At 57.5% G+C, this 25,865-nt stretch carries 27 protein-coding genes; 14 read left to right on the top strand and 13 right to left on the bottom strand.

Features of this window, described 5'->3' with window-relative positions; genetic code table 11:
* The first annotated feature begins 72 nt into the window (after positions 1-72).
* Both zigA and greB read left to right on the top strand, forming a co-directional pair.
* Positions 73-1,272 (top strand): zinc metallochaperone GTPase ZigA, encoded by a 1,200-nt coding sequence (gene zigA, locus G364_RS0108745; protein ID WP_019934767.1) that lies wholly within the window; start codon positions 73-75, stop codon positions 1,270-1,272.
* Between the two features lie 58 nt (positions 1,273-1,330).
* Positions 1,331-1,816, top strand: a complete 486-nt coding sequence (gene greB / locus G364_RS0108740; RefSeq protein WP_019934766.1) for a transcription elongation factor GreB — start codon at positions 1,331-1,333, stop codon at positions 1,814-1,816.
* Positions 1,817-1,821: 5 nt separating this feature from the next.
* Here the strand turns inward: greB and G364_RS0108735 are convergent, their stop codons facing one another.
* Together G364_RS0108735 and G364_RS0108730 are read right to left on the bottom strand one after the other, a co-directional pair.
* The gene (locus G364_RS0108735; protein ID WP_019934765.1) at positions 1,822-3,186 is read right to left on the bottom strand and encodes a sigma-54-dependent transcriptional regulator; all 1,365 of its coding nucleotides are present in this window, start codon (positions 3,184-3,186) and stop codon (positions 1,822-1,824) included.
* Positions 3,183-4,691: a sensor histidine kinase gene (locus tag G364_RS0108730; protein ID WP_019934764.1), complete on the bottom strand. Its 1,509-nt coding sequence runs from the start codon at positions 4,689-4,691 to the stop codon at positions 3,183-3,185. The genes G364_RS0108735 and G364_RS0108730 overlap by 4 nt, the downstream gene beginning before the upstream one ends.
* Before the next feature lie 164 nt (positions 4,692-4,855).
* On the opposite strand from G364_RS0108730, the gene G364_RS0108725 reads away from it, so the two are divergent.
* From G364_RS0108725 to G364_RS0108675, 11 genes are all read left to right on the top strand, one after another.
* A complete protein-coding gene (locus tag G364_RS0108725) occupies positions 4,856-5,248 on the top strand; it encodes a DUF4168 domain-containing protein (RefSeq protein ID WP_019934763.1) in 393 nt (130 codons plus the stop codon).
* A gap of 159 nt (positions 5,249-5,407) precedes the next feature.
* On the top strand, positions 5,408-7,732 hold the full coding sequence (locus G364_RS0108720; protein ID WP_019934762.1) for a Tex family protein: 2,325 nt from the start codon (positions 5,408-5,410) through the stop codon (positions 7,730-7,732).
* 9 nt (positions 7,733-7,741) lie between these two features.
* Positions 7,742-8,425, top strand: coding sequence for a pseudouridine synthase (locus G364_RS0108715; RefSeq protein WP_019934761.1), 684 nt, complete (start codon positions 7,742-7,744; stop codon positions 8,423-8,425).
* A 90-nt stretch (positions 8,426-8,515) separates the two neighbouring features.
* Positions 8,516-8,935: a GNAT family N-acetyltransferase gene (locus G364_RS0108710; RefSeq protein WP_019934760.1), complete on the top strand. Its 420-nt coding sequence runs from the start codon at positions 8,516-8,518 to the stop codon at positions 8,933-8,935.
* Positions 8,936-9,117: 182 nt separating this feature from the next.
* On the top strand, positions 9,118-10,683 hold the full coding sequence (locus G364_RS0108705) for a BCCT family transporter (RefSeq protein WP_019934759.1): 1,566 nt from the start codon (positions 9,118-9,120) through the stop codon (positions 10,681-10,683).
* 125 nt (positions 10,684-10,808) lie between these two features.
* Positions 10,809-11,210, top strand: a complete 402-nt coding sequence (locus tag G364_RS0108700) for a YjfI family protein (protein WP_019934758.1) — start codon at positions 10,809-10,811, stop codon at positions 11,208-11,210.
* Complete coding sequence (locus G364_RS0108695) at positions 11,207-11,893, top strand: PspA/IM30 family protein (RefSeq protein WP_019934757.1); 687 nt, start codon at positions 11,207-11,209, stop codon at positions 11,891-11,893. The genes G364_RS0108700 and G364_RS0108695 overlap by 4 nt, the downstream gene beginning before the upstream one ends.
* 1 nt (position 11,894) lies before the next feature.
* Entirely contained in the window at positions 11,895-12,536 is a 642-nt protein-coding gene (locus G364_RS0108690) for a YjfK family protein (protein ID WP_019934756.1), read from the top strand.
* Positions 12,537-12,591: 55 nt separating this feature from the next.
* Positions 12,592-13,008 (top strand): DUF350 domain-containing protein, encoded by a 417-nt coding sequence (locus G364_RS0108685; protein WP_019934755.1) that lies wholly within the window; start codon positions 12,592-12,594, stop codon positions 13,006-13,008.
* A gap of 9 nt (positions 13,009-13,017) precedes the next feature.
* The gene (locus G364_RS0108680) at positions 13,018-13,635 is read left to right on the top strand and encodes a DUF1190 domain-containing protein (RefSeq protein ID WP_019934754.1); all 618 of its coding nucleotides are present in this window, start codon (positions 13,018-13,020) and stop codon (positions 13,633-13,635) included.
* A complete protein-coding gene (locus G364_RS0108675; protein WP_019934753.1) occupies positions 13,635-14,801 on the top strand; it encodes a glutathionylspermidine synthase family protein in 1,167 nt (388 codons plus the stop codon). Before G364_RS0108680 ends, G364_RS0108675 begins: the two co-directional genes overlap by 1 nt.
* 143 nt (positions 14,802-14,944) lie before the next feature.
* Here the strand turns inward: G364_RS0108675 and G364_RS0108670 are convergent, their stop codons facing one another.
* The 10 genes from G364_RS0108670 to G364_RS0108625 all read right to left on the bottom strand — a co-directional run bounded on the left by G364_RS0108670 (position 14,945) and on the right by G364_RS0108625 (position 23,659).
* Positions 14,945-15,946, bottom strand: a complete 1,002-nt coding sequence (locus tag G364_RS0108670) for a porin (protein WP_019934752.1) — start codon at positions 15,944-15,946, stop codon at positions 14,945-14,947.
* Positions 15,947-16,021: 75 nt separating this feature from the next.
* Positions 16,022-16,318 carry a hypothetical protein gene (locus G364_RS0108665; protein WP_019934751.1) on the bottom strand — a complete coding sequence of 99 codons (297 nt, stop codon included), beginning with the start codon at positions 16,316-16,318 and terminating at the stop codon, positions 16,022-16,024.
* A 387-nt stretch (positions 16,319-16,705) separates the two neighbouring features.
* The gene (locus G364_RS0108660; RefSeq protein ID WP_019934750.1) at positions 16,706-17,440 is read right to left on the bottom strand and encodes an endonuclease/exonuclease/phosphatase family protein; all 735 of its coding nucleotides are present in this window, start codon (positions 17,438-17,440) and stop codon (positions 16,706-16,708) included.
* 141 nt (positions 17,441-17,581) lie between these two features.
* Positions 17,582-18,469 carry a heme o synthase gene (gene cyoE, locus G364_RS0108655; protein ID WP_019934749.1) on the bottom strand — a complete coding sequence of 296 codons (888 nt, stop codon included), beginning with the start codon at positions 18,467-18,469 and terminating at the stop codon, positions 17,582-17,584.
* Positions 18,470-18,548: 79 nt separating this feature from the next.
* Entirely contained in the window at positions 18,549-18,869 is a 321-nt protein-coding gene (gene cyoD, locus G364_RS0108650) for a cytochrome o ubiquinol oxidase subunit IV (protein ID WP_019934748.1), read from the bottom strand.
* On the bottom strand, positions 18,866-19,486 hold the full coding sequence (gene cyoC / locus G364_RS0108645) for a cytochrome o ubiquinol oxidase subunit III (RefSeq protein ID WP_019934747.1): 621 nt from the start codon (positions 19,484-19,486) through the stop codon (positions 18,866-18,868). The genes cyoD and cyoC overlap by 4 nt, the downstream gene beginning before the upstream one ends.
* Entirely contained in the window at positions 19,486-21,468 is a 1,983-nt protein-coding gene (gene cyoB, locus G364_RS0108640) for a cytochrome o ubiquinol oxidase subunit I (RefSeq protein WP_026344798.1), read from the bottom strand. The genes cyoC and cyoB overlap by 1 nt, the downstream gene beginning before the upstream one ends.
* 1 nt (position 21,469) lies before the next feature.
* Positions 21,470-22,378: a ubiquinol oxidase subunit II gene (gene cyoA / locus G364_RS0108635; RefSeq protein ID WP_019934745.1), complete on the bottom strand. Its 909-nt coding sequence runs from the start codon at positions 22,376-22,378 to the stop codon at positions 21,470-21,472.
* Between the two features lie 132 nt (positions 22,379-22,510).
* A complete protein-coding gene (locus tag G364_RS0108630) occupies positions 22,511-22,915 on the bottom strand; it encodes a hypothetical protein (RefSeq protein ID WP_040614562.1) in 405 nt (134 codons plus the stop codon).
* Positions 22,916-23,050: 135 nt separating this feature from the next.
* A complete protein-coding gene (locus tag G364_RS0108625) occupies positions 23,051-23,659 on the bottom strand; it encodes a LysE family translocator (RefSeq protein ID WP_019934743.1) in 609 nt (202 codons plus the stop codon).
* Positions 23,660-23,784: 125 nt separating this feature from the next.
* On the opposite strand from G364_RS0108625, the gene yjjG reads away from it, so the two are divergent.
* Positions 23,785-24,462, top strand: coding sequence for a pyrimidine 5'-nucleotidase (yjjG, locus tag G364_RS0108620; protein WP_019934742.1), 678 nt, complete (start codon positions 23,785-23,787; stop codon positions 24,460-24,462).
* A 386-nt stretch (positions 24,463-24,848) separates the two neighbouring features.
* Here the strand turns inward: yjjG and G364_RS0108615 are convergent, their stop codons facing one another.
* A complete protein-coding gene (locus G364_RS0108615) occupies positions 24,849-25,700 on the bottom strand; it encodes a bifunctional allantoicase/(S)-ureidoglycine aminohydrolase (RefSeq protein ID WP_019934741.1) in 852 nt (283 codons plus the stop codon).
* Positions 25,701-25,865 lie beyond the last annotated feature (165 nt).

Below are 25,865 nucleotides of genomic sequence, written 5' to 3'. Positions count from 1 at the left end.
AAGAAATAAAGATATGTTATGTTATAACAACAAACACCTTTAAATCCACGGCCAGCATACGGAGCCACTACCATGCACTGCCATTCTCCCCTTCCCGTTACTGTGTTGTCCGGCTTTCTCGGTGCCGGCAAAACCACAGTGCTGAACCATATTCTCAATAACCGGCAGGGCCTGCGGGTGGCAGTGATCGTTAACGATATGAGCGAGGTGAATATCGATGTGGCCACGATACACCAGCAGGTCAGCCTGCACAGAGGCGAAGACCGGCTGGTGGAAATGAGCAATGGCTGCATCTGCTGTACCCTGCGGGAAGATCTGCTGCAGGAAGTCGGCCGGCTGGCCACTCAAGGCCGCTTCGATTGTCTGGTGATCGAGTCTACCGGCATCTCGGAGCCCATGCCGGTAGCCGAAACCTTTACCTTTGAGAGCGAAAACGGCCAATGCCTGAATCACATTGCCCGGCTCGATACTCTGGTCACAGTGGTGGATGCGGTGAACTTTCTGGCGGATTTTCAGGCCGCCGACACCCTGGCCGAACGAGGCGAAAGCCTGGGTGAGGAAGACGAGCGCAGCGTAACCGATCTGCTGATTGAACAGGTGGAATTCTGCGATCTGTTACTGATCAGCAAAACCGATCTGGTGAGCGACGCGCAGCTGGAAGAACTTACCGCCATTCTTGCCCGGCTAAACCCGGCGGCCGAGATACTGCCCGTCAGTAAGGGGCGGGTACCGCTGCACAAAGTGCTGAACACAGGGCGCTTTAACTTTGAACGGGCCGCCAGCGCTCCGGGCTGGCTGCAAGAACTGCGCGGCGAGCACCAGCCGGAAACCGAGGAATACCATATCGGCAGTTTTGTTTACCGGGCCCGCCGCCCCTTTCATCCTCAGCGCTTCTTTGCGTTTTTGCACCAGCCTCAGGAGCAGGGCCGGCTGCTGCGCTCCAAGGGCTTTTTCTGGCTGGCCAGCCGCCCCGATTTGGCCGGCCAGTGGAACCAGGCCGGTGGCATTGCCTATCACGGTGGTGCCGGCCTGTTCTGGCAGGCCGTGCCCAAAGAAGAATGGCCCGAGGATGAAGAAAGCCGGGAGCATATACTGGCTAGCTGGGCCGAGCCCTATGGCGATCGCCGGCAGGAGCTGGTGTTTATTGGTCAGGGGCTGAACCAACACGCAATTTGCCGGCAACTGGACGCCTGCCTGCTCACCGACGACGAAATGCGCGCGGGCGCTGCGGGCTGGCAACAGCTGCCCGACCCCTTTCCGGCCTGGGAGTAGACGGCACTGACATCACTGGCGCACAATAGCCGCCATTGTTGAGCCAAGAGCCTGTGCAATGAAAACCAATCTGATCACCCGTGCCGGCTGGCACAAGCTGGATGAAGAGCTTAAATATCTGTGGAAGGTGGAGCGCCCTGCGGTGACTCAGTCGGTGTCGGAGGCGGCCGCCCTCGGCGACCGAAGCGAGAATGCAGAGTATATCTACGGCAAGAAAAGACTGCGGGAAATTGACCGCCGGGTGCGCTATCTGATGAAGCGGCTGGAAGCGGTGAAGATCATCGATCACGACCCGCGCCAGAACGGAAAAGTGTTTTTTGGTGCCTGGGTGGAGCTGGAAAACGAAGACGGCGAGGTCGTGCGCTACCGCATTGTCGGCCCCGACGAAATCGACACCAAAAACAACCACATCACCATCGACTCACCCATGGCCCGGGCGCTTATCGGCAAACAGACAGACGACGAAGTGCTGGTAAAAACGCCGTCGGGCACAAAGGAATGGTACATCAATAAAATTCAGTACCAGCCCTTTGAGCAGGAATAAGCTCTTTATTCCAGCCAGCGGTAAAGAGTGCGGCGGGTAATGCCCAGAATCTCTGCCGCCCGCCGCTTGTTGCCCTCGGTGGCGGCCAGCACCCGGTGAATATGCCGGCGCTGCACCGTTTCCAGACTGGGCAGCGCTTCAGCATGATCTGACGCTCGCCCCTCGCCGGCGACAGGTTCTGGCCCGGCGTCGCCCTGCTCGCGAATGCGCTGGGGCAGATGCTCCACGTCTATCAGGGCACCATCACAAAAGGTGGCGGCCCGCTCCACGGCGTTTTGCAACTCACGCACATTGCCCGGAAAGGCATAATGCTGCAGCAGCGCACTGGCCTCATCACTGAAGCCCTTGATATGGCGCTGCTGCCGGGCGTTGAACCGGGTCAGAAAAAACGCCGCCAGCCGCTGTATGTCGTCCCCCCGCTCCCGCAGCGGCGGTATCTGCAGGGCAAAGGTTTCCAGCCGGTAAAACAGGTCTTCCCGAAAGCTGCCATCGGCCACCGCCTCGGTTAACTTGCGGTTAGTGGCAGCGATAATGCGCACATCCAGCTGAATTTCATGATCACTGCCCACCGGCCTGACCTTGCCGTCCTGCAACACCCGCAGCAGCTTGGCCTGCAAAGGCAGAGGCATTTCTCCCATTTCATCCAGCAGCAGGGTACCGCCATTGGCCTGCTGAAACAGGCCGGCCCGCCGGCTTTTGGCACCGGTAAAAGCCCCGGCGGCATGACCGAAAAATTCACTTTCCATCAGCTCACCGGGAATGCCGCCGCAGTTCACCACCATATAAGGGCCGGCACTGCGCTGACTTTGATCATGCAGCGCCCTGGCCACCAGCTCCTTACCGGTGCCGCTCTCCCCCTGCACCAGCACGGGGGCGTCGGCAGTAGCCACCTGCCGAATCTGATGAAACAGCTGCTGCATGGCCGGGCTTTGCCCGATAATGCCGTGAAACTGCTCAATGGCCAGCATATTGCGATATTGCTGCACTTCGCGGCGTAACCGGCGGTTTTCCAGCAGCCGGCTCACGGTAAGCAGAAAATGATCCATCTCCAGCGGTTTGGTTAAAAAGTCATCGGCACCGGCCTGCAGGGCTTTGACTGCCTGCTGCACAGAGCCAAAGGCGGTAATAATCAGCACCGCCGGCGGCATGTCCTGCGCCTTGAGGGCCGGCAACAGGCTGAGACCGTCCTTGCCCGGCAGGCGCAGGTCGCTTATCAGCAGATCCGGCGGCTGCGTCTGCAGCCAGTGCCGTCCCTGCTCCGCATCGCCGCAGGCGGTAACCCGGTAGCCTTCAGCCTCCAGCTCTTCTTCCAGCAGCTCCCTCAGGGCGGCATCGTCTTCCACCAGCAGAATATGGTCGGTTTTGCTCATGCCGGCACCTCCTTGAGTGCATGATTCAGAGGCAATACCAGACAGGCCTCGCAGCCTCCCTGCCCATGGTTAGCCAGGGTAAAATCACCGTCCTGCTCGTCTGCCACCGCCTGCACTATGGCCAGGCCCAGACCGGTGCCTTCACCAGGCGACTTGGTGGTGAAAAACGGCTCTGTCAGGCTGGCAGCATCATGTCCTGCGGGCAGGCCGGGGCCGTTGTCACGCACGCAGATGATTAGCCGGTCTTCACTCGCGGCGGCCGCAATCTCAATATAACTGGCTCCCGCCTGCAGGGCGTTGCGCAGCAAATTCAGCAATGCCAGCTCCAGCCGGCCCGCATCGGCCGCAAAAGGCGGCAACCCCGAAGGCACCTGCCGGCTTAACCGGCAGCCACCGGCTTCCAGCTCGGGGGCCATGGCGGCCGAGGCATCGGCAATCACCTGTCCGGCATACAGCAGCCGGGTCTGAGTGGCGGCCGGCCGGCAATAATCCAGCAACTGGCGCACTGTGCGGGTAAGGCGCTGCACCTGGGCACGAATGCCGTTCAGATTATGCTGTTGCTGTGCATTAAGACTGCCGGAACGCTCCAGCCGCCGGGCGCGGCCGTCAATCACACTCAGGGGCGCGCCCAGCTCATGAGCTATGCCCCGGGCCATGCTGCCGATGGCGGCCATTTTTTCATTGTCTTTCAGCTGGGCCAGCAGCCGGGTTTCCGCTTCACGGTGCGCATCCAGACTGCGGTGCGCGGCTTCTATGCTGTCCAGCATGCGGTTCAGTCCCAGCGCCAGGCTGGCTACCTCCTGCGGGCCATTCAGCGCCGCCCGGTGAGACAGCTCGCCGTCTTTCACTCTCTTCATATGTGCCAGCAAATTATCCACATAACGCCCCACGCCACCGTAGTGCCCCAGCAGCACACTGGCCAGGATCACCAGACTGAACAGACCCCAGCCCACCCAGGCAATGACCGTAAACTGCTGCAGGGCCCGGTCGAAGTCGCTGGCCCGGCGGGAGATCTGGATCAGCCCCCGTATCTGACCGCCGGTATCAAACACAGGCAGAAAATGGGAAAACAAGCGCCGGCCATCCACCCGGCTGAAGGCCTCCTGACTTTCGCCGGTAAAGCGAATGCGCGCCGGAATAGTGGTGGCGGTCAGATCTTTCACGGCAAAGCCGGCGGCGGCAATGCGGTTGCCATCCACATCAAATACCGAGGCCCCATACACCTCGCCCAGCACAAACACCGAGCGCAGCGCTACCGCCACTGCCTCCATATCGCCTCTGTTGACCGCATCGCCAATAGGAATGCTGATGGCCCGGCCCAGCAACTCAAGGTCGTTTTTAAGACGCTGCTCCTGATATTGATTGGCCTGCTCCAGCCCCAGACGAATGCCAAAGGCCGTGAGCAGGACCAAAGGAAGCACCACAAACAGCAGCAGGGTGCGTTGCAGGCCGCTGATGCGCCAGCGAAAACCTGTGTTATTTGTAAACGGGTTATTTTTGCTCATGTGTAATATGTATACATAAATACGCCCCCAAAACCCAGCCGCACAGATCACCAAAACGCAAAATAAATTAAATAAACTATTAAAATCATAAACTTATAAATAAAAATAAAATCTGGCACGTTTTCTGTATCAGTGAGAGCACTTTCAACCAGAGGAGTGCTTTTATGACCAAGCTCAAAACCTTGACCACTGCCATTGCCTTTGCCACCTTCGGCATGACCGCCACCGCCGCCATGGCTCAGCAGGCACCGGCACCGCAAACCAGTGCACCGGCCCAGCAGTTTGAACAAGGCCAGGCTGCAGCACCCGTGACTGATGGCGAGCTGAAAAAGTTTGTGAAAGCCAATGAAGAAGTGGCTCAAATTCGCGATGAATTTTCGCAAAAACTGAATCAGGAGCAGGATCAGCAAAAAGCACAGGAGCTGCAGATGCAGGCTCAGGAAGAAATGATAAAGGCAGTGGAAAAGCACGATCTTGACGCACCCACCTACAATGCCATTGCCGCCCGCCTGCAGACGGATCCCGAGCTGCAGGACAGAGCCAGCGCTCTGCAATAAGTGTTAATGATGAATCCGGGGCCTGCGGGCCCCTTTTTTGTGGCCGGCTGTCAGCGCCGGCCATGTTTTGTTTAGCCGGCGGTTCTGTTTCATAATGCTCGCCCTGCTTTTTCAATTGACTGCAAGCCGGGCAAGCCCCCGCTGCCGGAGCACAAGCTGATGAACACCATAAACCACATTCTGGCCAATGAACTGGCCGTGCCTCAGTCTCAGGTGGATGCCGCCGTCAGGCTGCTGGACGAAGGGGCCACAGTGCCCTTTATTGCCCGCTACCGCAAGGAAGCCACCGGCGGCCTGGACGACACTCAGCTGCGCACCCTCGACAGCCGCCTCGGCTATCTGCGCGAGCTGGAAGACAGACGGGCGGTGATCCTCAAATCGGTAGACGAACAGGGCAAACTGAGCCCGGAACTGAAAGCCGAGCTGCTGGCCGCCGACACCAAAACCCGGCTGGAAGACCTTTACCTGCCCTACAAACCCAAACGTCGCACCAAGGGCCAGATTGCCATTGAGGCCGGCCTGGCACCGCTGGCCGATACTCTGTTTACCGACCCCGGTCAGGATCCACAGCGGCTGGCAGAGCAGTTCATCAATGCCGAGGCCGGCGTGACCGATGCCAAGGCAGCACTGGACGGTGCCAAATACATACTGATGGAGCGTCTGGCCGAGCAGGCGGATCTGCTGGAAGCGGTGCGCGGCTACCTGCAACAGCACGGCCAGCTGCGGGCCCGGGTGGTGGAAGGCCAGGAACAAACCGGTGCCAAGTTCAAGGACTACTTCGAGCACAATGAACCCATCAGCAAGGCACCGTCACATCGCGTGCTGGCCATGCTGCGGGGCCGCAACGAGGGCGTGCTGGCATTGGGACTGGTGGTCGACACTGAAGCAGAGCGCCACCCTTGTGAAGCCATTATTGCCCGCCATGCCGGCTGGCAGGACAAGGGCCGCCCCGCCGACAAATGGCTGGCGGGCGTGTTCAGCTGGACCTGGCGGGTGAAACTGTCACTGCAGATGGAAACCGAGCTGCTGGGCCAGGCCCGGGAGCGGGCCGAAGAAGAAGCCATTCGCGTGTTTGCCCTTAACCTCAAGGATCTGCTGATGGCCGCTCCCGCCGGTGCCCGTGTGACCATGGGGCTGGATCCGGGCATTCGCACCGGGGTCAAGGTGGTGGTGGTGGATAACACCGGCAAGCTGCTCGAGCACGCCACCGTGTACCCGTTCCAGCCTCATAACAAGGTGGAGCAGAGCCTGCGCACTCTTGGGGCGCTGTGCCGCAAGCACAGTGTCAGTCTGGTGAGCATCGGCAACGGCACCGCCTCGCGGGAAACCGAAAAGCTGGTAGAGCAGCTGATAAAGCAAAGCCCGGAGCTCAAGCTGCAGAAGGTAGTAGTGAGCGAGGCCGGTGCCTCTGTGTATTCCGCCTCGGAGCTGGCCGCCAATGAATTCCCGGATCTCGATGTATCTCTGCGCGGGGCCGTGTCCATTGCCCGCCGGCTGCAGGACCCATTGGCGGAGCTGGTAAAGATCGATCCCAAAAGCATTGGCGTGGGCCAGTATCAGCACGATGTATCCCAGACCCAGCTGGCCCGCAACCTGGATGCCGTGGTGGAAGACTGCGTGAACGCCGTGGGCGTGGACGTGAACATGGCCTCGGCCCCGCTGCTGGCCCGGGTCTCGGGCCTGACTCCCACTCTGGCCCAGAACATAGTGGCCTGGCGCAACGAGCAGGGCGTGTTTGCGGATCGTAAACAACTGCTCAAGGTGCCCCGCCTTGGCCCCAAAGCCTTTGAACAGTGCGCCGGCTTTTTGCGCATTCAGGGCGGCAAGAACCCGCTGGATGCCTCGGCGGTGCACCCGGAAGCCTACCCGGTGGTGACCCGCATGCTGGAGCAGCTCAAGCAGCCGGTCAACGCCGTGCTGGGTAATGCCGGCCTGCTGAAAACCCTGGATCCGAAAGACTATACCGACGAGCACTTTGGCCTGCCGACCGTGCAGGACATTCTCAGGGAGCTGGATAAACCGGGCCGGGATCCGCGCCCCGAGTTCAAAACCGCCCGCTTTATGGACGGCGTGGAAAAGCCCGCGGACCTTATTCCCGATATGGTGCTGGAGGGGGGCGTCACCAATGTCACCAACTTCGGTGCCTTTGTGGACATAGGCGTGCATCAGGACGGGCTGGTACATATATCAGCGCTCACCGACCGCTTTGTGCAGGATCCGCGTGAAGTGGTGAAGGCCGGCGATATCGTCCGAGTCAAGGTGCTGGAGGTGGATCTGCAGCGCAACCGCATCGCCCTGACCATGCGCCTGGAGCAGAGCGCCGCCGACCATGCCGAGGGCAAAACCGCGCCGCGCCGCAATGAACGCAGCCGCAACGACAAACCCGCGGGCCAGCGCCAGCAACGTCCGGCCCGACGTGAGCAACCGGCTCCGCAGGGTGCCATGGGCGCGGCCCTGGCAGCGGCACTGCAGAAGAAAAAGTAACGGGTTTTCATGCGCCTCGATAAATTCATCTGCAAAAGCACGGATCTGAGCCGAACTGAGGCCTGGCGGGCCATTGCCGCTGGCGAGGCGCAGGTTAACGGTGAGGCGGTCACTCATGAGGCCACTCAGGTGCACGAAAACAATCTGGTGACCCTGGCCGGCCAGCGGCTGGTGCCCCGTCCGTTTCGTTACTTTATGATGCACAAGCCCGCCGGCACCCTGTGCTCCAATGTGGACGGCGTGTATCCGTCTCTGTTTCGCTGGCTGGATATCGACAAGCCCGACGAGCTGCATATTGTCGGCCGCCTCGACGCCGACACCACCGGCCTGGTGCTGCTTACCGATGACGGCCGCTGGTCGTTCAATATTACGCGGCCCGAGCAACACTGTGCCAAGGTGTATCGAGTCAGCTTGAGAGATCCGCTGGATGGCGGAGTGGCCGAGCGCTTTGCCCAAGGGCTGCTGTTACAGGGCGAAACCAAGCCCACTCAGCCCGCCAGGGTAGAGGCCAGCGGCCCGCGCGAGGCGCTGTTGACCATTACCGAAGGGCGCTTTCATCAGGTAAAGCGCATGTTTGCCGCGGTAGGCAACCGGGTAACCGGTCTGCACCGGGAGCAGATTGGCGATATTCGGCTGAATGTGCCGGCAGGTCAATGGCGCACACTGACCGCCGCCGAGATGGCCGGCATCTGACTGCTGAAACTGTGTTTAAAACATCGTCATTCTGAGTCTGAACCGGTATCTTGCTACCAAACCCGTTTTTTATAACCTGTGGAGACTGCCATGCATATTCAGCTTGTATCCTTTGATAACGAACATCAGCCGGCCATTCGTGCCGTGCGCAATACGGTTTTTATCGAAGAGCAGCGCATTGATCCCGGGCTGGAATATGATGGTCTGGATGATGCTGCCATTCATGTGCTGCTGAGCATAGACGGTCAATGGGCCGGCACCGGTCGCATGCTGAAGGACGGCCATATAGGCCGCATTGCCGTGCGCAAGGAATTTCGTGGTCTGGGGCTGGGGGCCAGAGTGGTGCAGGCGCTGGTGGATGAAGCCGGCCGGCAAGGCCTGAAACGGGTTTATCTGGGGGCACAGAAGTATGCCACCGGCTTTTACCAAAAGCTGGGATTTACCCCTTACGGAGACGAATTTCTTGATGCGGGTATCGTGCATATTTCCATGGAAAAGAACCTGATTTAACTCTTCAGTCAGAAAGTAAAATACACCTTATACTCAGGCGTTACCGGCATTTTCCTCGGCTTTTTAAGGGATCTTGCCGTACTAAGCCATGCCAGATGGTTACTTTGCATTCTAATTAAATTTCACTTATTAGCGCCTTTTCTGTACAATTGGCGCGTTCATGCATTGAACAAAGTGAATTGATGAAAGTTTCCAACCTCAGCCTTAATGAACAAAGGCTGGTGGCCGGCCTCAGTGGCGGCTTCCTGCTCCTCTTCGTAGTTCTCGCCTTTTTTGACCTGCAACAGATGACCCAATGGATCAACCAGGGCTTTGCCTGGACCATTGATGTATTCGGCCCTCTGTGGCAGGTGTGGATGCTGGCCAACCTGGTGATTGCCCTGGTGCTTGGCCTGACCCGCTACGGTGATATTCGTCTGGGCGGTAACGTCGCCCCCGACAGCTCCACCTTTCGCTGGCTGGCGGTGATCATGTGTACCCTGCTGGCCGGTGGCGGCGTGTTCTGGTCTGCCGCCGAGCCCATGTATCACTATGTGACCACACCGCCGCTGTTTGCGGAGTCTGAATCGGGTGTGTCCCAGGTGTCTGCCGCTCTGGCCCAAAGCTTTATGCACTGGGGCTTTCTGGCATGGGCCGCCCTGGGCACTCTCTCTGCCATCGTAGTGGTGTATGCGCATTATCACAAAGGCCTGGCCATGCGCCCGCGCACACTGCTCTATCCGCTGCTGGGCGACAAGGTGGAAACCCACTGGCTGGGCACCCTGGCCGATGTGGTGTCCATTATTGCGGTGGCCGCCGGCACCATAGGCCCTATTGGCTTTCTGGCTACTCAGCTGGGCTTCAGCTTTGAGGCGCTGCTGGGCTGGGAGAACAACTATGGTCTGCAGCTGGCGATTCTTGGCGGTCTGGTGGCCATTTACACTCTGTCTGCCTCTACCGGCATTGAAAAGGGTATTCAGTGGCTGTCCAGCGCCAACGTGGTACTGGCGGTGATCCTGCTGGCCATTATTCTTCTGGCAGGGCCGGGCAACTTCATTATTGATGCCTTTCTTAACGGCATGGGTATCTATCTGCAGGACTTTATGCCCATGGCGCTGAACCGGCAGGATGACAGCTGGCTGGGCTGGTGGACCCTGTTTTTCTGGGGCTGGTTTATTGGTTACGGCCCCATGATGGCGCTGTTTATTGCCCGCATTTCCCGGGGCCGCTCCCTGCGCGAGCTGGTGATGGCAGTGGCGGTGATGGCCCCCCTGGTCACCAACTTCTGGTTCTCCAGCATTGGCGGTGCCGGCATTTTCTACGAGCAGGCCGCCGCCGGTGTGGTGTCCGGCCCGCTGCAGGAAAGCGGTCTGCCCGCGGCGCTGCTGGCAGTGACCCAGCAGCTGCCTCTGGCCGAGCTGATGGTGCCTGCTTTTCTGGTGCTGACGGTGATTTTTGTGGCCACTACCGGTGATTCCATGGCTTATTCCATTGCTATGGCCATCAGCGGCGACCACACTCCGCGCACCCGCCAGCGTATTTTCTGGGCCCTCACCATGGGTCTGGTGGCGGCGGTATTGCTGCGTATGGGCGAAGGCGGCATCAATGCGCTGCAGTCCTTTATCGTGATCACCGCAGCCCCTGTGTCACTGCTGCTGCTGCCAGTGCTCTGGACCGGCCCGCGCATGGCCCATGCCATGGCTTATGAACAGGGCATTGTGACTCAGGCACCGCGCAGCAAGGTGGCATCTACAGAGAGTGCCTCCTGACATCACTTGAACGAGAGCCTTATGGCTCTCGTTTTTTATCTGCTTTCTCTCCGCCAAAGCTGGTTTTTGGAACCATCTTTGTTCTATCTTGTCTGGGTTATGGCCCAAACAACACGGAGTGACTCATGTCCTGGACCCCACAACAACTGCACGACCTGCTGGCCAAGCGCCACGGCTGGCAGTGCTCACTGGAAAATGATTCTTTGCTGATCACCAATGAAGAAGGGCTGGACGCTTTTCTGGCGGTCTCCGGCGAGCAGATTATTGCCGAAACCCTGCTGTTTCCTGCCAGCGTGGTCACCGATGCGGCAGCTCTGAACGACACCATCCTTCGCACCCATCAGCTGTTTCCGCTGACCACAGTGGGCATCAGCCACATTAACGGTGACGACTACTACATTGCCTTTGGTGCTCTGTCTTCCGGATCAAAAGAAGAAAGTGTGCAAATAGAAGTGGAAACCCTGTTCCGCAATACCGAAGCCTTTCTCGAGCTCTATCAGGACCATCTGCAAGGAGTAACCTCATGAGCGTATGGAAAAAACTGGTCACCGCCATCAAGGGCGGTGCCAACGAGGCCGCCGAAGCCGTGGCCGACAGCCAGGCCCTGCGCATTCTGGAGCAGGAAATTCGCGAGGCCAAACAGGAGCTGCGCCGCTCTGACGAGTCTCTCACCGGCATTATGGCCAAGCGCAAGCTGGCCCAGCAGAAGGTGGACGCCATCAGCGCCAGCATCGCCGACTATGAGAACCATGCCCGGGCCGCCATGGCCAGGGAAAACCGCGAGCTGGCACTGGAATGCGCTCAGCGGGTGAGCGAGCTGAAAAACGAGCAGGATGCAGAAAAGTCCTATCTGGATCAGTTCACCGCCTCTGAAAGCACACTGAAAGACAATATCAGTGCCGCTAAAAACCGCCTGCGCCAGCTGGAGCAGCAACTGGATGTGGTCAAGGCCACCGACAGCGTGCAAAAGGCCCAGGCGGCGGTCTCTTCCCGCCATACCGGTGCCAACTCCCGCATGAAAACCGCGGTGGAGTCGCTGGATCGCATCAAGCAGAAACAGACCCAGCGTCAGGCCGAGCTGGACGTGGCCGCCGAGCGCGCCGCCACCGAAAGCGGCGATGCCCTGGAGCAGAAGCTGAAAAGCGCCGGCATTACCGGCAGCCAGTCGGCGGGAGCCGAAGACGAGCTGTCCCGCATTTTAGGCAAGTAATATGTTTGACTGGCTGAAAAAGAAAATACAGCCGGCGGCTCCCCAGACAGAGCCGGCCCCGGAGGTGCTGGGGCTGCGCCTGGGCGGCGGCATTGAGCTGGACGCCCTGCGGCTGTCGCTGCTTGAAAGTCAGGTCACCTTTGAAGGGGCCGCCAGCACTCAGATTATTCAGGCAGTCGGCCGGGTGATACTGGATGAAAGCCACCAGCTGCTGCGCTTTTACACCGACGACGACGGCTTTGTACAGGTGCTGCTGAGCGGCGGCACCACAGACGACTGCGTGACCGAGGTCAAGCTCTGGTATTTTTATCGCACCACACCGGTAGACGGCAGCAAGGCCTGGAATACCCTGCTGGAAACTGAGCTGGTGCAGCCCGAGTGGGATCTGGACGGTCGAGTGTTCAGCAAGGCATGGGACAATACCAGGCCCGTGGCCATGACCGAGACCACCTGGCTGCAGAATGGCAGCCGCAGCGATACCGATCAGTTTGTGATGCTCTATGAGCGCGCGCTGGACAACGATGACGCCGAAATACTGATGGTGGCCGGCGAAGAAAAAATCACCGGCAATCAGGCCGAACACAGCCTGGTGCTGGCCACCGGTATCGACCTGGGGCCGACGGATTTGCGCTTTGTGAGCTGATGCCACGCGATGCAGCAACAGAAAACTTGTTTCCCAACGGAATAAAAGGATATTCATGGACGCTCTGTTAACTTCTCTTGCGGGCCTGGGCCCGTTTCTGCTCTATTTCGCCATGTCCATCATCATGCTGCTGCTGTTCAAGTGGCTGTATGTGCTGGTAACCCCCTATGACGAATGGCGGTTAATCAAGGAAGATCACAACCTGGCTGCCGCCATTGCGCTGGTGGGTGCCTTTGTGGGCTTCTCGCTGGCAGTAGGCAGTGCCGCTGCCAACTCGGTATCACTGCTCGACTTTGCCGTCTGGGGTGTGGTGGCGCTGGTGGCCCAGTTGCTGGCCTTTGTGATAGTGCGGCTGATGTTTCTGCCCAAGGTGGCCGAACGCATTAATGACGGCCAGGTCTCGGCCGGTGCCGTAGTGGGCGGTCTGTCGGTGGCGGTGGGCCTGCTCAACGCTGCCTGCATCACCTACTGAGGAGGCAATATGAAACGCTCCCGACGCCAGCTCTTGACCAGCATGACGCAGCGCATTGGCAAACCCGTGAGTGCTGCCATTGCCGGCTCAGTCATGCTTACCGCCTGCGGCCAGCAAGATCCGGAAGTGCAGGTATATCAGTCGCCGGAAGACTGCAGCAATGCCAATCCGGAGCAGGCCGAGCAATGCCGGGCCGCCTATCAGCAGGCGCTGGCAGAGTCGGCCGATACCGCACCCAAATATAACCGCGAGCACGACTGTGAAGCCGACTTTGGCGGCGGCAACTGTGTGCCCTATCAATATCAGGGCAACAACTGGTTTATGCCCGCCATGGCCGGCTTTATGTTTGGCCGCCTGCTGGACCAGAACCGCTATATTCATCACCCTGTATATACTTCACGCAACCCCTATTCGCCCTACTATGGGCACTGGACCACAGCCGGTGGTTACCGGCTGGGCAAGGCCAGTTACGGCAAGCGCATGCCGGTAAGCCGGGAAGCGCTCAAGCCCAAACCCAAGGTCACCCGCACCATTTCCCGGGGAGGCTTTGGCTCGTCGGCTCAGGCCAAAAGCAGCTGGAGCAGCAGCAAACGCGCAAGCAGCCGCTCCCGGGGCTGGGGCGGCTGATGCTGAGAGTGGCACACAGCGAGCGCCCGCACTGGCGCTCGCTGGCTGAGCAGCTGGGTTTTGGCTTTCATACCATGTATGGCGAACCCTACTGGGATGAAACCGCCTATTACCAGTTCACTCTGAAGCAAATAGAGCAGGACATAGAAGACCCCACTGCCGAACTGCATCAAATGTGCCTGCAAGTGGTAGACAGAGTAGTGCGGGACGAACAGCTGCTGCGCCGTTGTGGCATTCCTGAAGCGCGCTGGCAGGAAGTGGCCGACTCCTGGCACAGGCGGGATCCCAGCCTCTATTCCCGGCTGGATCTGGCCTATAACGGCCGGGGTCCGGCCAAGCTCTATGAAAACAACGCCGACACCCCAACCAGTTTGTTTGAAACCGCCTTCTGGCAGTGGCTCTGGCTGGAAGACAATGTGGATGCCGGCCGGCTGCGGCGGGACGCGGATCAGTTCAACCTGCTGCAGGAGCGGCTGGTGAACCGTTTTCGGGCTCTGGCACCGGAGCATGCCGGCCAGCGGCTTCATTTTGCCTGCTGCAAAGACACCGAAGAAGACAGAGGCACGGTGCAGTATCTGGAAGACTGCGCACGGGAAGCCGGGCTGAATACCGCCTTTGTGTTTGTAGAAGACATCGGCCTGGGGGAAGGTGGCTGGCTCACCGACAGCCGGGACAACACCATCGACTGGCTGTTCAAGCTCTACCCCTGGGAGTTTATGTTTGAGGAAGCCTACGCCGAACATCTGGTGTCCAGCCGGATAAGCTGGCTGGAGCCCATGTGGAAATCAGTGCTGTCCAACAAGGCGTTACTGCCGCTGCTGTGGCAGCAGTTTCCCAATCATCCCAATATTCTTCCCGCCTATTTCGGCGACGATCCCGCCCGTTCGCAACTACATGAATATGTGCAAAAGCCGCTGTTTTCCCGGGAAGGCGCCAATATACGCATAGTGCGCCACGGTGAGGTGGTGGCTGAAGTGGACGGCCCCTACGGCGAGGAAGGCTTTATTTATCAGGCCTGGCATCCGCTGCCGGTGTTTGGTGGCCGCCATGCTCTGGTAGGCAGCTGGCTGGTAGACGATGCCCCCGCTGGCATTGCCATGCGCGAAGACACCAGTCCCATTACTCAGGATCTGTCCCGCTATCTGCCCCATATTATTCTGGGTTAATTCGCTCTCCCAATATTCGAAAGGAGGGCAAAGGGAGCAGCTTCACGACCGATCAAATGCCAAGGATGGCATTTGCCGAGCATTACATGGAAGTACTTGAAGCGTGTCGTGAAGTTGGCCGTTTGGCCGACTTGCGCTCTGGATCAGAAGTAATACTGCAGACCCACGCCGTAGAGGTTGTCCTGATCGTCCATCTTGTTCAGCATAAACTCTGCATAAATCTTGGCTTTGGGCATCAGGTAATATTCGGCTGCGAAAATATATTCATCCACCCAATGCAGGTGCGCATTTTCACGCATGCTCTGCCGGCTGTAACCCACACCAAACGCCATTTTTTCACGGGAATAGGAAACAACTGATTCCCAGTAATCTACCCGGCGCATGCTGTAAACACGGTTCTCTTTAAGAGAAAAAACCTGCCAGTTACGTTGAAAGTCGGTGCGCCCCCGGGTTACGGCGGCATAAAAGCCACCGGGTGTGCTATAGCTCAGGCCCACCGCCATATTGCTGACATCACTGTTAGGATCAGCTTCCCGCTTGTTTTCATAGGCCACCACAGCCCCCAGACCATTTTGAGCCTGGTACCCTACAGAGCCACCATACTGAGCCCTGGTACCATCATGATCACTTTGCTTGTTGGCATCGTTAAACGCATAACCGGCGCGTACATCCCAACCATTGCTGGCCCAGGTCAGCTTGATATGATCATCCAGGGTGCTATCCACCAGGTAGGCATAAGCATTGCCGCCAAACAGATTAAATACGTCCGTTTTGTCCCGCAGCTGATTAAAGGTGCTGTCACTGCGGCCGGCGGTCAGCTCAAAATTATCCTTGATGCGCACACCCAGCCAGGCTTCATCGGCATAAATCTGATCGCCATAGCGGGAGTTATTAAACAGATCCCAGCTCATTTCACCAATTAAAATAACATCAGCATTCAGCCGGCCGGCACCGGAAAGCCCCAGAGAAGCCATGGTATCGCCGCCAAGAGATTCGGCTTTATAGCCACTCTGATAACCCAGGACACCCAGGTTCTGCTCTATTTTGCCATGCAGTTCCAGTACCTGTTGCTGATCATCCGTGCTCCAGGTAACTGCCAGGGCTGACGGGGCCAGCAGCAGCAAAGACAAGATTGCGCGTTTCATACTTATTACCGAAAAAACCAATAAAAAAGGGTGCTGAACACAGCACCCCCAGGACCGTCTCAGTGGCGGTCTTTATTAACGGTAGAAGTTCTTCTTGTAGGAGTACTCGTTGCCGTTCACGTTCTTGTTGATGGTCACGCCATCTTCAGTCACTTGCTTGTCAACGGAATAGGTGTAAGTTTCACCGTTGGCTTTGGTTACCGTCTTGGTGAAAGACACGGTGCCGTCTTCAGAAACGGTTTTGCTCACCTGTACGTCGGCGTAGTCGTTGCTGTAGCTGTTGTTGTAAGAGTAGTTACCACCGAAACCGGCGTTAGCGGAAGCGGCGAGTACCAGTGCTGCTGCGGAAATAACCCATTTGGCTTTTTGCATTTTATATTCCTTTTTATTTACTTTTATATGCGGGCTCACGCTTGGGTGACCACTGCGAAATTTATTCCTGTAACAAAAGCAATCTGCTTCCTGCCCGGGAACAAAATAAATACTACACCCGCCTAAAATGGATACAAAACACAATAAAATTGTATACAAAATGTAAATCAATGCTTTTTTGCGACATTAGTCACACAGAAAAACAGTACTTTTATGAGTGTTACTGTATTCCGCAGAAACAACCTGACCTGCCAGACAAAAAAAGTGGATTATTCTGAGACAGATTCTGACACAGAATTATTCAATGCAAAAAAAGTTACTTTTTTAACTAACAATTTACTGGCAATTCTTCATCAAAATCATGTATTTTGTCGTCAAATTGCGACATTAAAGCAAAAATCGCGCATAAATAGGATTATGATCCGATACGGTTGGCATATCGATAGCTGTCGCCGATCGCAGTTTAAGATCCCGATAAAAGATAAAATCCAGCGGTTGGTGCAGATACGTCTTAACATAATGGGCATTGTCCATTACTGCCTGACGTAACCCCGTCGCCCGGCAAAAACGGCGCAAATACAAGCGCCGCTGCCGACTCCATGCATTAAAGTCGCCGGCTACAATCAGTGGTCCGGTATGGTGCAGCAGCTCAATACGCACCTGCTCCATTTCTTTAAGAAACAGCCCCGCATGAACAAAGTTAATCGCATGCATGTTGACCACCAGCAGGGTTTCATCCTCAGGCAGTGGATGACGGGTGAGGATCAAACTTTTGTGAGTGGCAAAGCGCAGCTCCCGGCTTTGAGTCAGCAAAGGCTGTATATCCTCAAAGGCACAGCGTCCGGCGGTAAGCACACCAAACATCTGCTTGCGGGTCTGCATATTGGGAGCGGCAGCCCAGGACCAGCTTTCCAGCCAGCTTTCCCCCAAGGGTGCCAGTCGAGCCTCTTGCAGCAATAGTAAGCTGGTCGGGTAAAGTAACGTCAGATCGGTAATGCTTTGATGAAAACGGGCATCCTGGGTCAGTTTCTGGGCGTTCCAGCACAGAACACCAATATCGTCACCGGACAGCGGCTGATGCTGATGCAACAGACGGGACGGTGTGGTGCGGGGTCTCAGCATTCAAATTCACCTGTGCAACACAATACCATTGCCAGAGTGTATCAGCAGCCAGATGTCTTGAGCAGAAAGAGAGACAAGAACAAAAGAAGGACCGGAGTAACGCTGCTTACTCCGGCCAAATGGGAGAGAACCGGTAAAAGCTTAAAAATTCATCGCCAGCCAGGCGTCGGGCGCAACCCGAAAGTCGAGCGCCATGGTCACGCTGATGGCGGTGATGGTAATGATGGACAGCACAAACACACGGCGGGCCCAGCCCAGCTCCTCGGCCCCCCGGCGATAACCGTTAAAGGCCATCACCAGCCACCACAGACTGGTGGCACAGGCCACCGTCATAAAGGTGAGGCCGGTATAACCGCTGAGCGGCAGCAGGGCGGTCACCACACAGAACAGCGCAATATAAAGCACTATCTGCCGTTTGGCCCTGGCCATTCCCTTCGCCACCGGCAGCACCGGAATATTCGCCGCCGCATAATCCTCATAGCGGAAAATGGCAATGGCGTAGGAATGGGGCATCTGCCACAAGCTGAACATCAGCAGCAAAATGGCGGCACCGGCATCAAACTGGCCGGCAACGGCGCAGTAGCCCACCACCGGCGGTACCGCGCCGGACAGGCTGCCCACCAGGGTGCCGTAAACCGAGGCGCGCTTCAGCCACAGGCTGTAAAAGCCCACGTACACCCCGTAGCCAAAGGCGGCAAAGCCAGTTGCCACGGCATTGGTATAGTGCGCCAGCAGGCCAAAGCCGAGCACCCCCAGCACCAGCCCGTAAACCAGCGCGGTGCGCACCGGCAGCTCACCGGTCACGGTCACCCGGTTGCGAGTGCGGCGCATGCGGGCGTCGATATCCCGGTCGATGCAGTTGTTCACGGCACAGCCGGAGGCCACCACCAGCGACAGCCCGATAACGGTAGCCCACATCAGCGACCAGTCGATATCGCCGCGGGCGGCCATAAAGAAGCCGCCGGCCACCGAGATCAGGTTGCCCATAATGATGCCCGGCTTGGTGACCTTGAGATAAGGCCGAATCATAAAATGCCCCTTGGGATGAACCCCTTGTTCGCGTGTTTATGCCTGTATCCGGCCCGGTTGCCCGGGCCGGAACACCGTCTTAATACATCATCATTTCGTTGGAGCTGATGATGATCCATACCGACAGGCCCACCACCATCACGATAATGAGGGCGGAGAACAGGAATGCCACTGTGTTTTCCCGGCTGCCGGGCTTGAAGCTCAGGTGCAGAAAGTACTTGAGGTGCACCACTATTTGCACAATGGCCAACAACACAACCGTGCCCAGGGTCGCCCCCGGGCTCAGCTGCCCGGTCATCACCGCCCAGAACGGAATGGCGGTCAGGATCACCGACAGCACAAAGCCGGTGAGATAGGATTTCACACTGCCGTGATCCACAGCGTCATGGTTGTGACTCATGCCATTGCCCCCATCAGATACACCACGGTAAACACACAGATCCACACCACGTCGAGGAAGTGCCAGAACATGCTCAGGCAGCCCAGACGGGTCAGGGTACGGGGGCCTGTGCCCCGCGTCATCAGCTCCACCATCAGCACCAGCATCCACACCAGGCCGGCGGTCACATGCAGACCGTGCATGCCCACCAGAGTGAAGAAGGAGGTGAGAAAGGCGCTGCGTTGCGGACCATTGCCAGACTCAATCAGGTGATGGAACTCATAGAGCTCCATACCGATAAAGGTGGCACCCAACGCAAAGGTCACCAGCAGCCACAGCAGGGTCAGGCCCCGCTTGTGGTTGTGGCCGGCGAGCATGGCAAAGCCGTAGGTAATGCTGGAAACCAGCAGTACGGCGGTTTCCACCGCCACGAACTTGAGATCGAACAGCTCACGGCCACCCGGACCGCCGGCGGTGTTCATATAGAGCACCGCATAGGTGGCGAACACCGAGGCGAACAGCAGGCAGTCGGTCATCAGATAGAGCCAGAAACCGAACAGGGTATTGCCCCCGGTGTCGTGGTGCTCTTCTTCGTGGTGCTCATGCACCTGTTTGAGATCAACGGATACGGCTTCCATCAGGCCTCCTTCATCACGTTACGCAGGTGTGCCTGCTCAATGCGCTCGACTTCGTCGGGCTGCACGTAATAGTCGGTGTCGGTGTCATAGGCCCGGCACAGGAAGACAACAAAGCTGGCCACCAGACCGGCAATCACCATCCACCAGATATGCCAGATGGCACCAAAGCCGGCGGCAGTGGCAGCGGCGGCAATCAGCACACCACAGGCGGTGTTCTTGGGCATGTGAATGGGCTGATAGCTGCTCTGTGGCTGATAGGCGATGCCCTTTTCCTTCATGTCGGTAAAGGCGTCGATATCGCTCACATGGGGCAGTTTGGCGAAGTTGTAGAACTGGGGCGGAGAGCTGGTGGACCACTCCAGGGTGTGGCCGTTCCAAGGGTCGCCGGTCAGATCCTTGTTCGCTTTGCGATCACGGAAGGCGGTATACAGCTGGTAGAACTGCACCAGAATGCCGATCAGAATGAAGACAGCGCCCACGGCGGCCAGGTACAGCCAGAAGTTCCAGGCCGGGTTGTCGGTGCTGTTGAGGCGACGGGTCATGCCCAGAAAGCCCAGCACGTACAGCGGCATAAAGGCCACGTAGAAGCCGATTTGCCAGCACCAGAAGGACACTCGGCCCAGCTTTTCGTCGAGATGAAAGCCCATGGCTTTCGGGAACCAGAAGGCAAAGCCTGCCAGGTAGCCGAACACGGCACCACCTATGATGGTGTTGTGGAAGTGGGCAATCAGGAACAGGCTGTTGTGCAGCACAAAGTCGGCACCGGGCAGCGCCAGCAGCACGCCGGTCATGCCACCAATGGTAAAGGTGGTCATAAAGCCTAAGGTCCACAGCACCGGCACAGTAATGCGCAGGCGGCCGCGATACATGGTGAACAGCCAGTTGAACAGCTTCACCCCGGTGGGCACGGCGATGATCATGGTCATGACGCCAAAGAAGGCGTTGACGTTGGCGCTGGAGCCCATGGTGAAGAAGTGGTGCAGCCACACGATAAAGCCCAGCACCGAAATGGCACCGCTGGCATAGACCATGGAGTTGTAGCCAAACAGCCGCTTGCCGGTAAAGGTGGAGATCACTTCAGAGAAGATACCAAAGGCCGGCAAAATCAGAATGTACACCTCGGGATGACCCCAGGCCCAGAACAGGTTGATGTACATCATGGCGTTACCGCCGGCGGCGTTGGTGAAGAAGTGGAAGTCCAGGTAGCGATCCAGGGTCAGCATGCCCAGCACCGCAGTCAGGATGGGGAAGGACGCCACGATCAGAATGTTGGCCCAGGTGCAGGTCCAGGTGAAGATCGGCATCTGCATCAGCTTCATACCCGGCGTGCGCATTTTGAACACGGTCACCAGGAAGTTAACGCCGGTGAGCAGGGTACCGATACCCGATATCTGCAAGGCCCAGATGTAGTAGTCGACCCCCACGCCCGGACTGAAGTCCAGCTCCGACAGCGGCGGATAGGCCACCCAGCCGGTTTTGGCGAACTCACCCAGACCGAGGGAGATATTCACCAGCACGGCACCGGAAACCGCCAGCCAGAAGCTGAGGTTGTTCAGAAAGGGGAAGGCCACGTCGCGGGCACCGATCTGCAGCGGCAGCACTATGTTCATCAGGCCGATCATGAAGGGCATGGCCATAAAGATGATCATGATGACACCGTGGGCGGTGAAGATCTGGTCGTAGTGCTCGGGTGGCAGATAACCGTCGGCACCATTGGTAGACAGTGCCAGCTGGGCCCGCATCATGATGGCGTCGGCAAAGCCGCGGATCAGCATGACAAAGGCCAGCACGATATACATGATGCCCAGTCGCTTGTGGTCCACCGACGTGATCCAGTCGCGCCAGAGCAGGCCCCATTTCTGATAACGGGTGATCAGGAAGGCGATCACCACGGCGGCAATGGCCACCACGCCCAGGGTCACCATGATAATGGGCTCATGGTAGGGCACGGCGTCAAGTGTGAGTTTACCTAGTAACGACATATTATTTCTCAGCCTCCGTCATGGTGCTGGCTGAATGATGATGGGAATGCGCATCGCCCTTTATGGGGTGATGGTCCTGCATAAATTTCATCACAACGTTGTGGAACAGATTCGGGCTGACATCGCCAAAGTATTCCACCGGATGGTGTTCACTGGGTTCGGCCAGCTGCCGGTAGGCCGCCATATCGAGGGTGTGTTCGCTCGTTTTCACCTTATTCACCCAGGCGTCAAAGTCGGCTTCGTCTTCGGTGGCAATGGCGTCAAACTTCATGCCGGTAAAGCCTTCGCCGCTGTAGTTGGCGGAGATGCCGTCATAGCGGCCGGCCTCGTTGGCAATCAGGTGCAGCTGGGTTTCCATACCCGCCATGGAGTAGATCTGGCCACCCAGTTGCGGAATAAAGAAGGAATTCATGGTGGTGTCGGAGGTAATGCGGAACTCCACCGGCACGTCTTTCGGGAACGCCAGCTCGTTGACGGTGGCAATGCCCTGCTCCGGATAGATAAACAGCCACTTCCAGTTCAGTGACACCACCTGCACCACCAGATGCTCTTTCTCATGGTCCAGCTTTTTATACGGGTCCAGCTCATGAGTAGAGCGCCAGGTAATAACACCCAGAATTACGATAATAATGACGGGAATTATCCACACCACGGTTTCAATTTTGGTGGAGTGAGACCATTTGGGAGCATAAGCCTCGTTGCGTCCTTCCCGGTATTTCCAGGCAAAGAACAAGGTCATCACGATCACCGGAATCACCACCAGCAGCATCAGGCCGGTAGCCACCATGATCAGGTACTTTTCGTCGGCACCGATCTGGCCCTTGGGATCCAGCACGCCGCCTTCGCAGCCGGACAGCGCAAAGGACGCCGCCCCTGCCAGCAGCAGGTTAACTAACTTTCGAATAAACAAAGGAAACCTTCCCCTATTCCTATGGGTCTAGCTTGCCGCTTATCGGCAAGACCATATTGGAACTTTCGGGTATGACCCGATGGCGAAGAATGACGCAGACAAAACGGACGTAATGGTTACGTCGTCAGACTGTCAGACTCCGCAGGGGAAAACAGGTGGCGCGCGACAACTGTGCGCTTTTAACAGAGCACGGCGCGGCTTGGTTGAAGCAGAAAAGCAGGGTTTGCGTTGAGTGAGCCGGGGCCAGTTAAAGGTTTGCAGCAATAAATGCAGCAACAGCAACAGCCATTGCAGCAACAGCGGCGCAAAGACCAGCAAGGAAGTGCACAGCAGTGCCTTGAGTGCATCCAGGGGCTGCAGATCTGCCAGCTGTGCCTGATATTCAAACACATCGGCAGACAGGCCGGTCCAGCTCAGCAGCCAGTCACCCACCAGCTCCAGCATCATAAGGGCACCAAGTACACCAAATCCGTCCATACCAGATCGCGACAACGACGCCAGGTCGTGCCATCTCTCGGCTATGGGCAGGTGCAACATCGGGCTCAAGGGCTGTTTCCGTTGGTTCTATCTGTTATTAAATCAGTGACACAGAGCACAAAGGCTGTTTTTTTGACCGCGAAAGGCTACCAAACTTTGATCCAGCACACAACAAGAGCATTTATTTTTAGCCCGCTAAAGCACCACTTTTACCGCCAGTGCCAGCAGTACCAGACCGCTTAGCTTGTCTATTATAAATGACTTTTCACGCAGCCAGCCCAGCACAGGCCCGCGAGACAGCAACAAGGCCACCAGCACATACCAGAGCGCATCAATGCCGCCGGCGGTGAGCATCATGATGCCACCCTGCTGCCAGCCGGTATCGGCGCGCACAAACTGGCTGAACAGGGCCACAAAGAAAATGGCCAGCTGAGGGTTAAGAAAGGCCACCATAAAGCCCTCAAAAGCACCCTGCCGGCCGCGTACGACATGGCCACTTTCCCCTGTAACTGCCGGCTGTGGCTTCGCCAGCAAGGCCTTGATGCCAAGCCAGGCCAGAAAGGCGGCACCACCGTAGCGAATAATATCGAATAACAGCGGATTGCGGGTGATCAGCAGCGCCAGCCCCAGGGCGGTGATCAAAGCATAAAGCCCCACTCCCAAGCCATGGCCCAGCGCCGTAAGCACACCGTGGCTCTGGCCGCCGCGCACCGTATTGCGCATCACCACCGCCAGGCTGGGGCCGGGACTCACGGCACCCATGATGCAGATGGCCGCCAGGGCCAGCCAGCTCGACAATTCCATGCTTTTACCTCGCTATAACGAATAGCTGCATTTAAGCATAATTTGCTGTAACTATTGAGTTTTACCTGACGGACTTTCTACACTGTGCGTCTTCTGCCGGCAACTTGCTCTGGAGTTTTGATTAGATGCGCTACGACTGGATACTGTTTGACGCCGATGACACTTTGTTTCATTTCGATGCATTTGGCGGCCTTAAGCGTACTTTTGCCGAATTTGGTGTTAACTTCGATGAAAGTGCCTTTGCACACTATCAGGCTCAGAATCAGCCGTTATGGGTGGCTTATCAGAATGGTGATATTGATGCCGAAGAGCTGCGCCATCGCCGTTTTGCCCTCTGGGCCGAACGGCTGGCGGTGACCACACAACACCTGAACGAGACCTTTATGAACACCATGGTGGAGGTGTGCACCCTGCTGCCCGGTGCCAGTGAGCTGATTGCCGGGCTGGAAGGCAGAGCTCGGCTGGGCATTATTACCAACGGTTTTGCCTCCATGCAGCAGGCAAGGCTGCAGCGCGCCGGCTGGGAGCATGCTTTTTCACCTCTGGTAGTATCGGAAGAGGTGGGCGTGGCCAAGCCCGATCCGGGCATTTTTGAGCATGCGCTGGAGCTTATGGGTAACCCCGATCGCAGCCGGGTGCTGATGGTGGGCGACAACCCCCACTCCGATATTCTCGGCGGCCTCAACGCCGGCCTGCACACCTGCTGGCTCAACACGCAAGGCAAGCTCACCCCTGCAGGCATTACTCCCCACCATGAAGTGACGTCCCTTGGCCAGCTGCAGCAGTGGCTGCTGGAGGCGTGAGCTCTCGTCTTTCTGAAGCGCCGTGCAACATTCGTTGTCTGAAAAGCCGAGCCAAACGAAGCAGCAGCAGGGTTACCTCCTTCGACACGCTTCAGGCCCATCCATGGGACGCTCGGCAAATGCCATCCCTGGCATTTGACGGTCGAATCCGGCAATCCCCACTGCTGCTTCGAGCAACATCGACGCTGTCTGCTTGCTGACTGGCAGCACCGAGCCTACCGAGGAGGGCAAAGGGTGTCTGCTTCGCCGCGCCCTTCGCGCCAAGGATGGCGTGCCGGAGAAGCAGTGCGCTTTGGCCGACGATTATGCACAATGCTGGCACTTTCTACGCCCCAAACGCAAAAAGGCAGCCCGAAGGCTGCCTTTTTTATCGTTCCAGCTGATGCTTAGCGACGGTTGCCGCGGTAAGCAGGGGACGAGTTCAGCACCATGTGGCGGTTCACGTCCTTGTACAGCAGGTAACGGAAGCGGGTCGGGCCAGCGGCGTAGCAGGCCTGCGGGCAGAAGGCGCGCAGCCACATGTAGTCACCGGCTTCAACTTCAACCCAGTCCTGGTTCAGGTGGTAAACGGCTTTACCTTCCAGCACGTACAGGCCGTGCTCCATTACGTGAGTTTCGTCAAACGGAATCACACCGCCAGACTGGAAGGTCACGATGTTAACGTGCATGTCGTGACGCAGGTCGGTCGGATCGGTGAAGCGAGTGGTAGCCCAGACGTCATTGGTGTCCGGCATGGAAGTCGGCTCAATGTCGTTCTCGTTGGTGACAAAGGCTTCCGGCACGTCGATGCCGTCTACAAATTCGTAGGCCTTGCGCAGCCAGTGGAAGCGCACCGGCTCACCGCTGTTGTTCTTCACGGTCCAGTTGGCACCCGGCGGCAGGTAGGCGTAGCCACCCAGCTCCATGTGGTGCTCTTTGCCTTCCAGAGTCAGGGTCATTTCACCTTCAACGATGAAGATAACGCCTTCGGCACCAGCATCCAGCTCAGGCTTGTCGCTGCCACCATTCGGAGACACTTCCATGATGTAGTGAGAGAAAGTCTCGGAGAAACCGCTCATCGGACGGGCGATCACCCACAGGCGGGTTTCGTCCCAGAACGGCAGGAAGCTGGTGACGATATCGCTCATTACGCCTTTCGGAATAACGGCGTAAGCTTCGGTGAAGACAGCGCGATCGTGGATCAGTTGAGTCTGCGGGGGCAGACCGCCCTTGGGGGCATAATAGGTATTACGGGCCATTACTTTGTCCTTTATGCTTGATGGTTGGACATTTGCCAACGAGAGCAACACGGCAGCTTATCATGGTGCCATATTGCTTAAATGCTGAACACGTGGATTGTAGTGTATGAAATAATAATTTATAAATTAAATAATACAATGATACCCAGTGGACTTCCCACTACC

Origin of the sequence: Oceanimonas smirnovii ATCC BAA-899 (assembly GCF_000381965.1) — a bacterium.
GTDB lineage: Bacteria > Pseudomonadota > Gammaproteobacteria > Enterobacterales > Aeromonadaceae > Oceanimonas > Oceanimonas smirnovii.
Note: the sequence above shows the minus strand (reverse complement) of the source record. Positions and strands in the feature narration are given on the sequence as shown.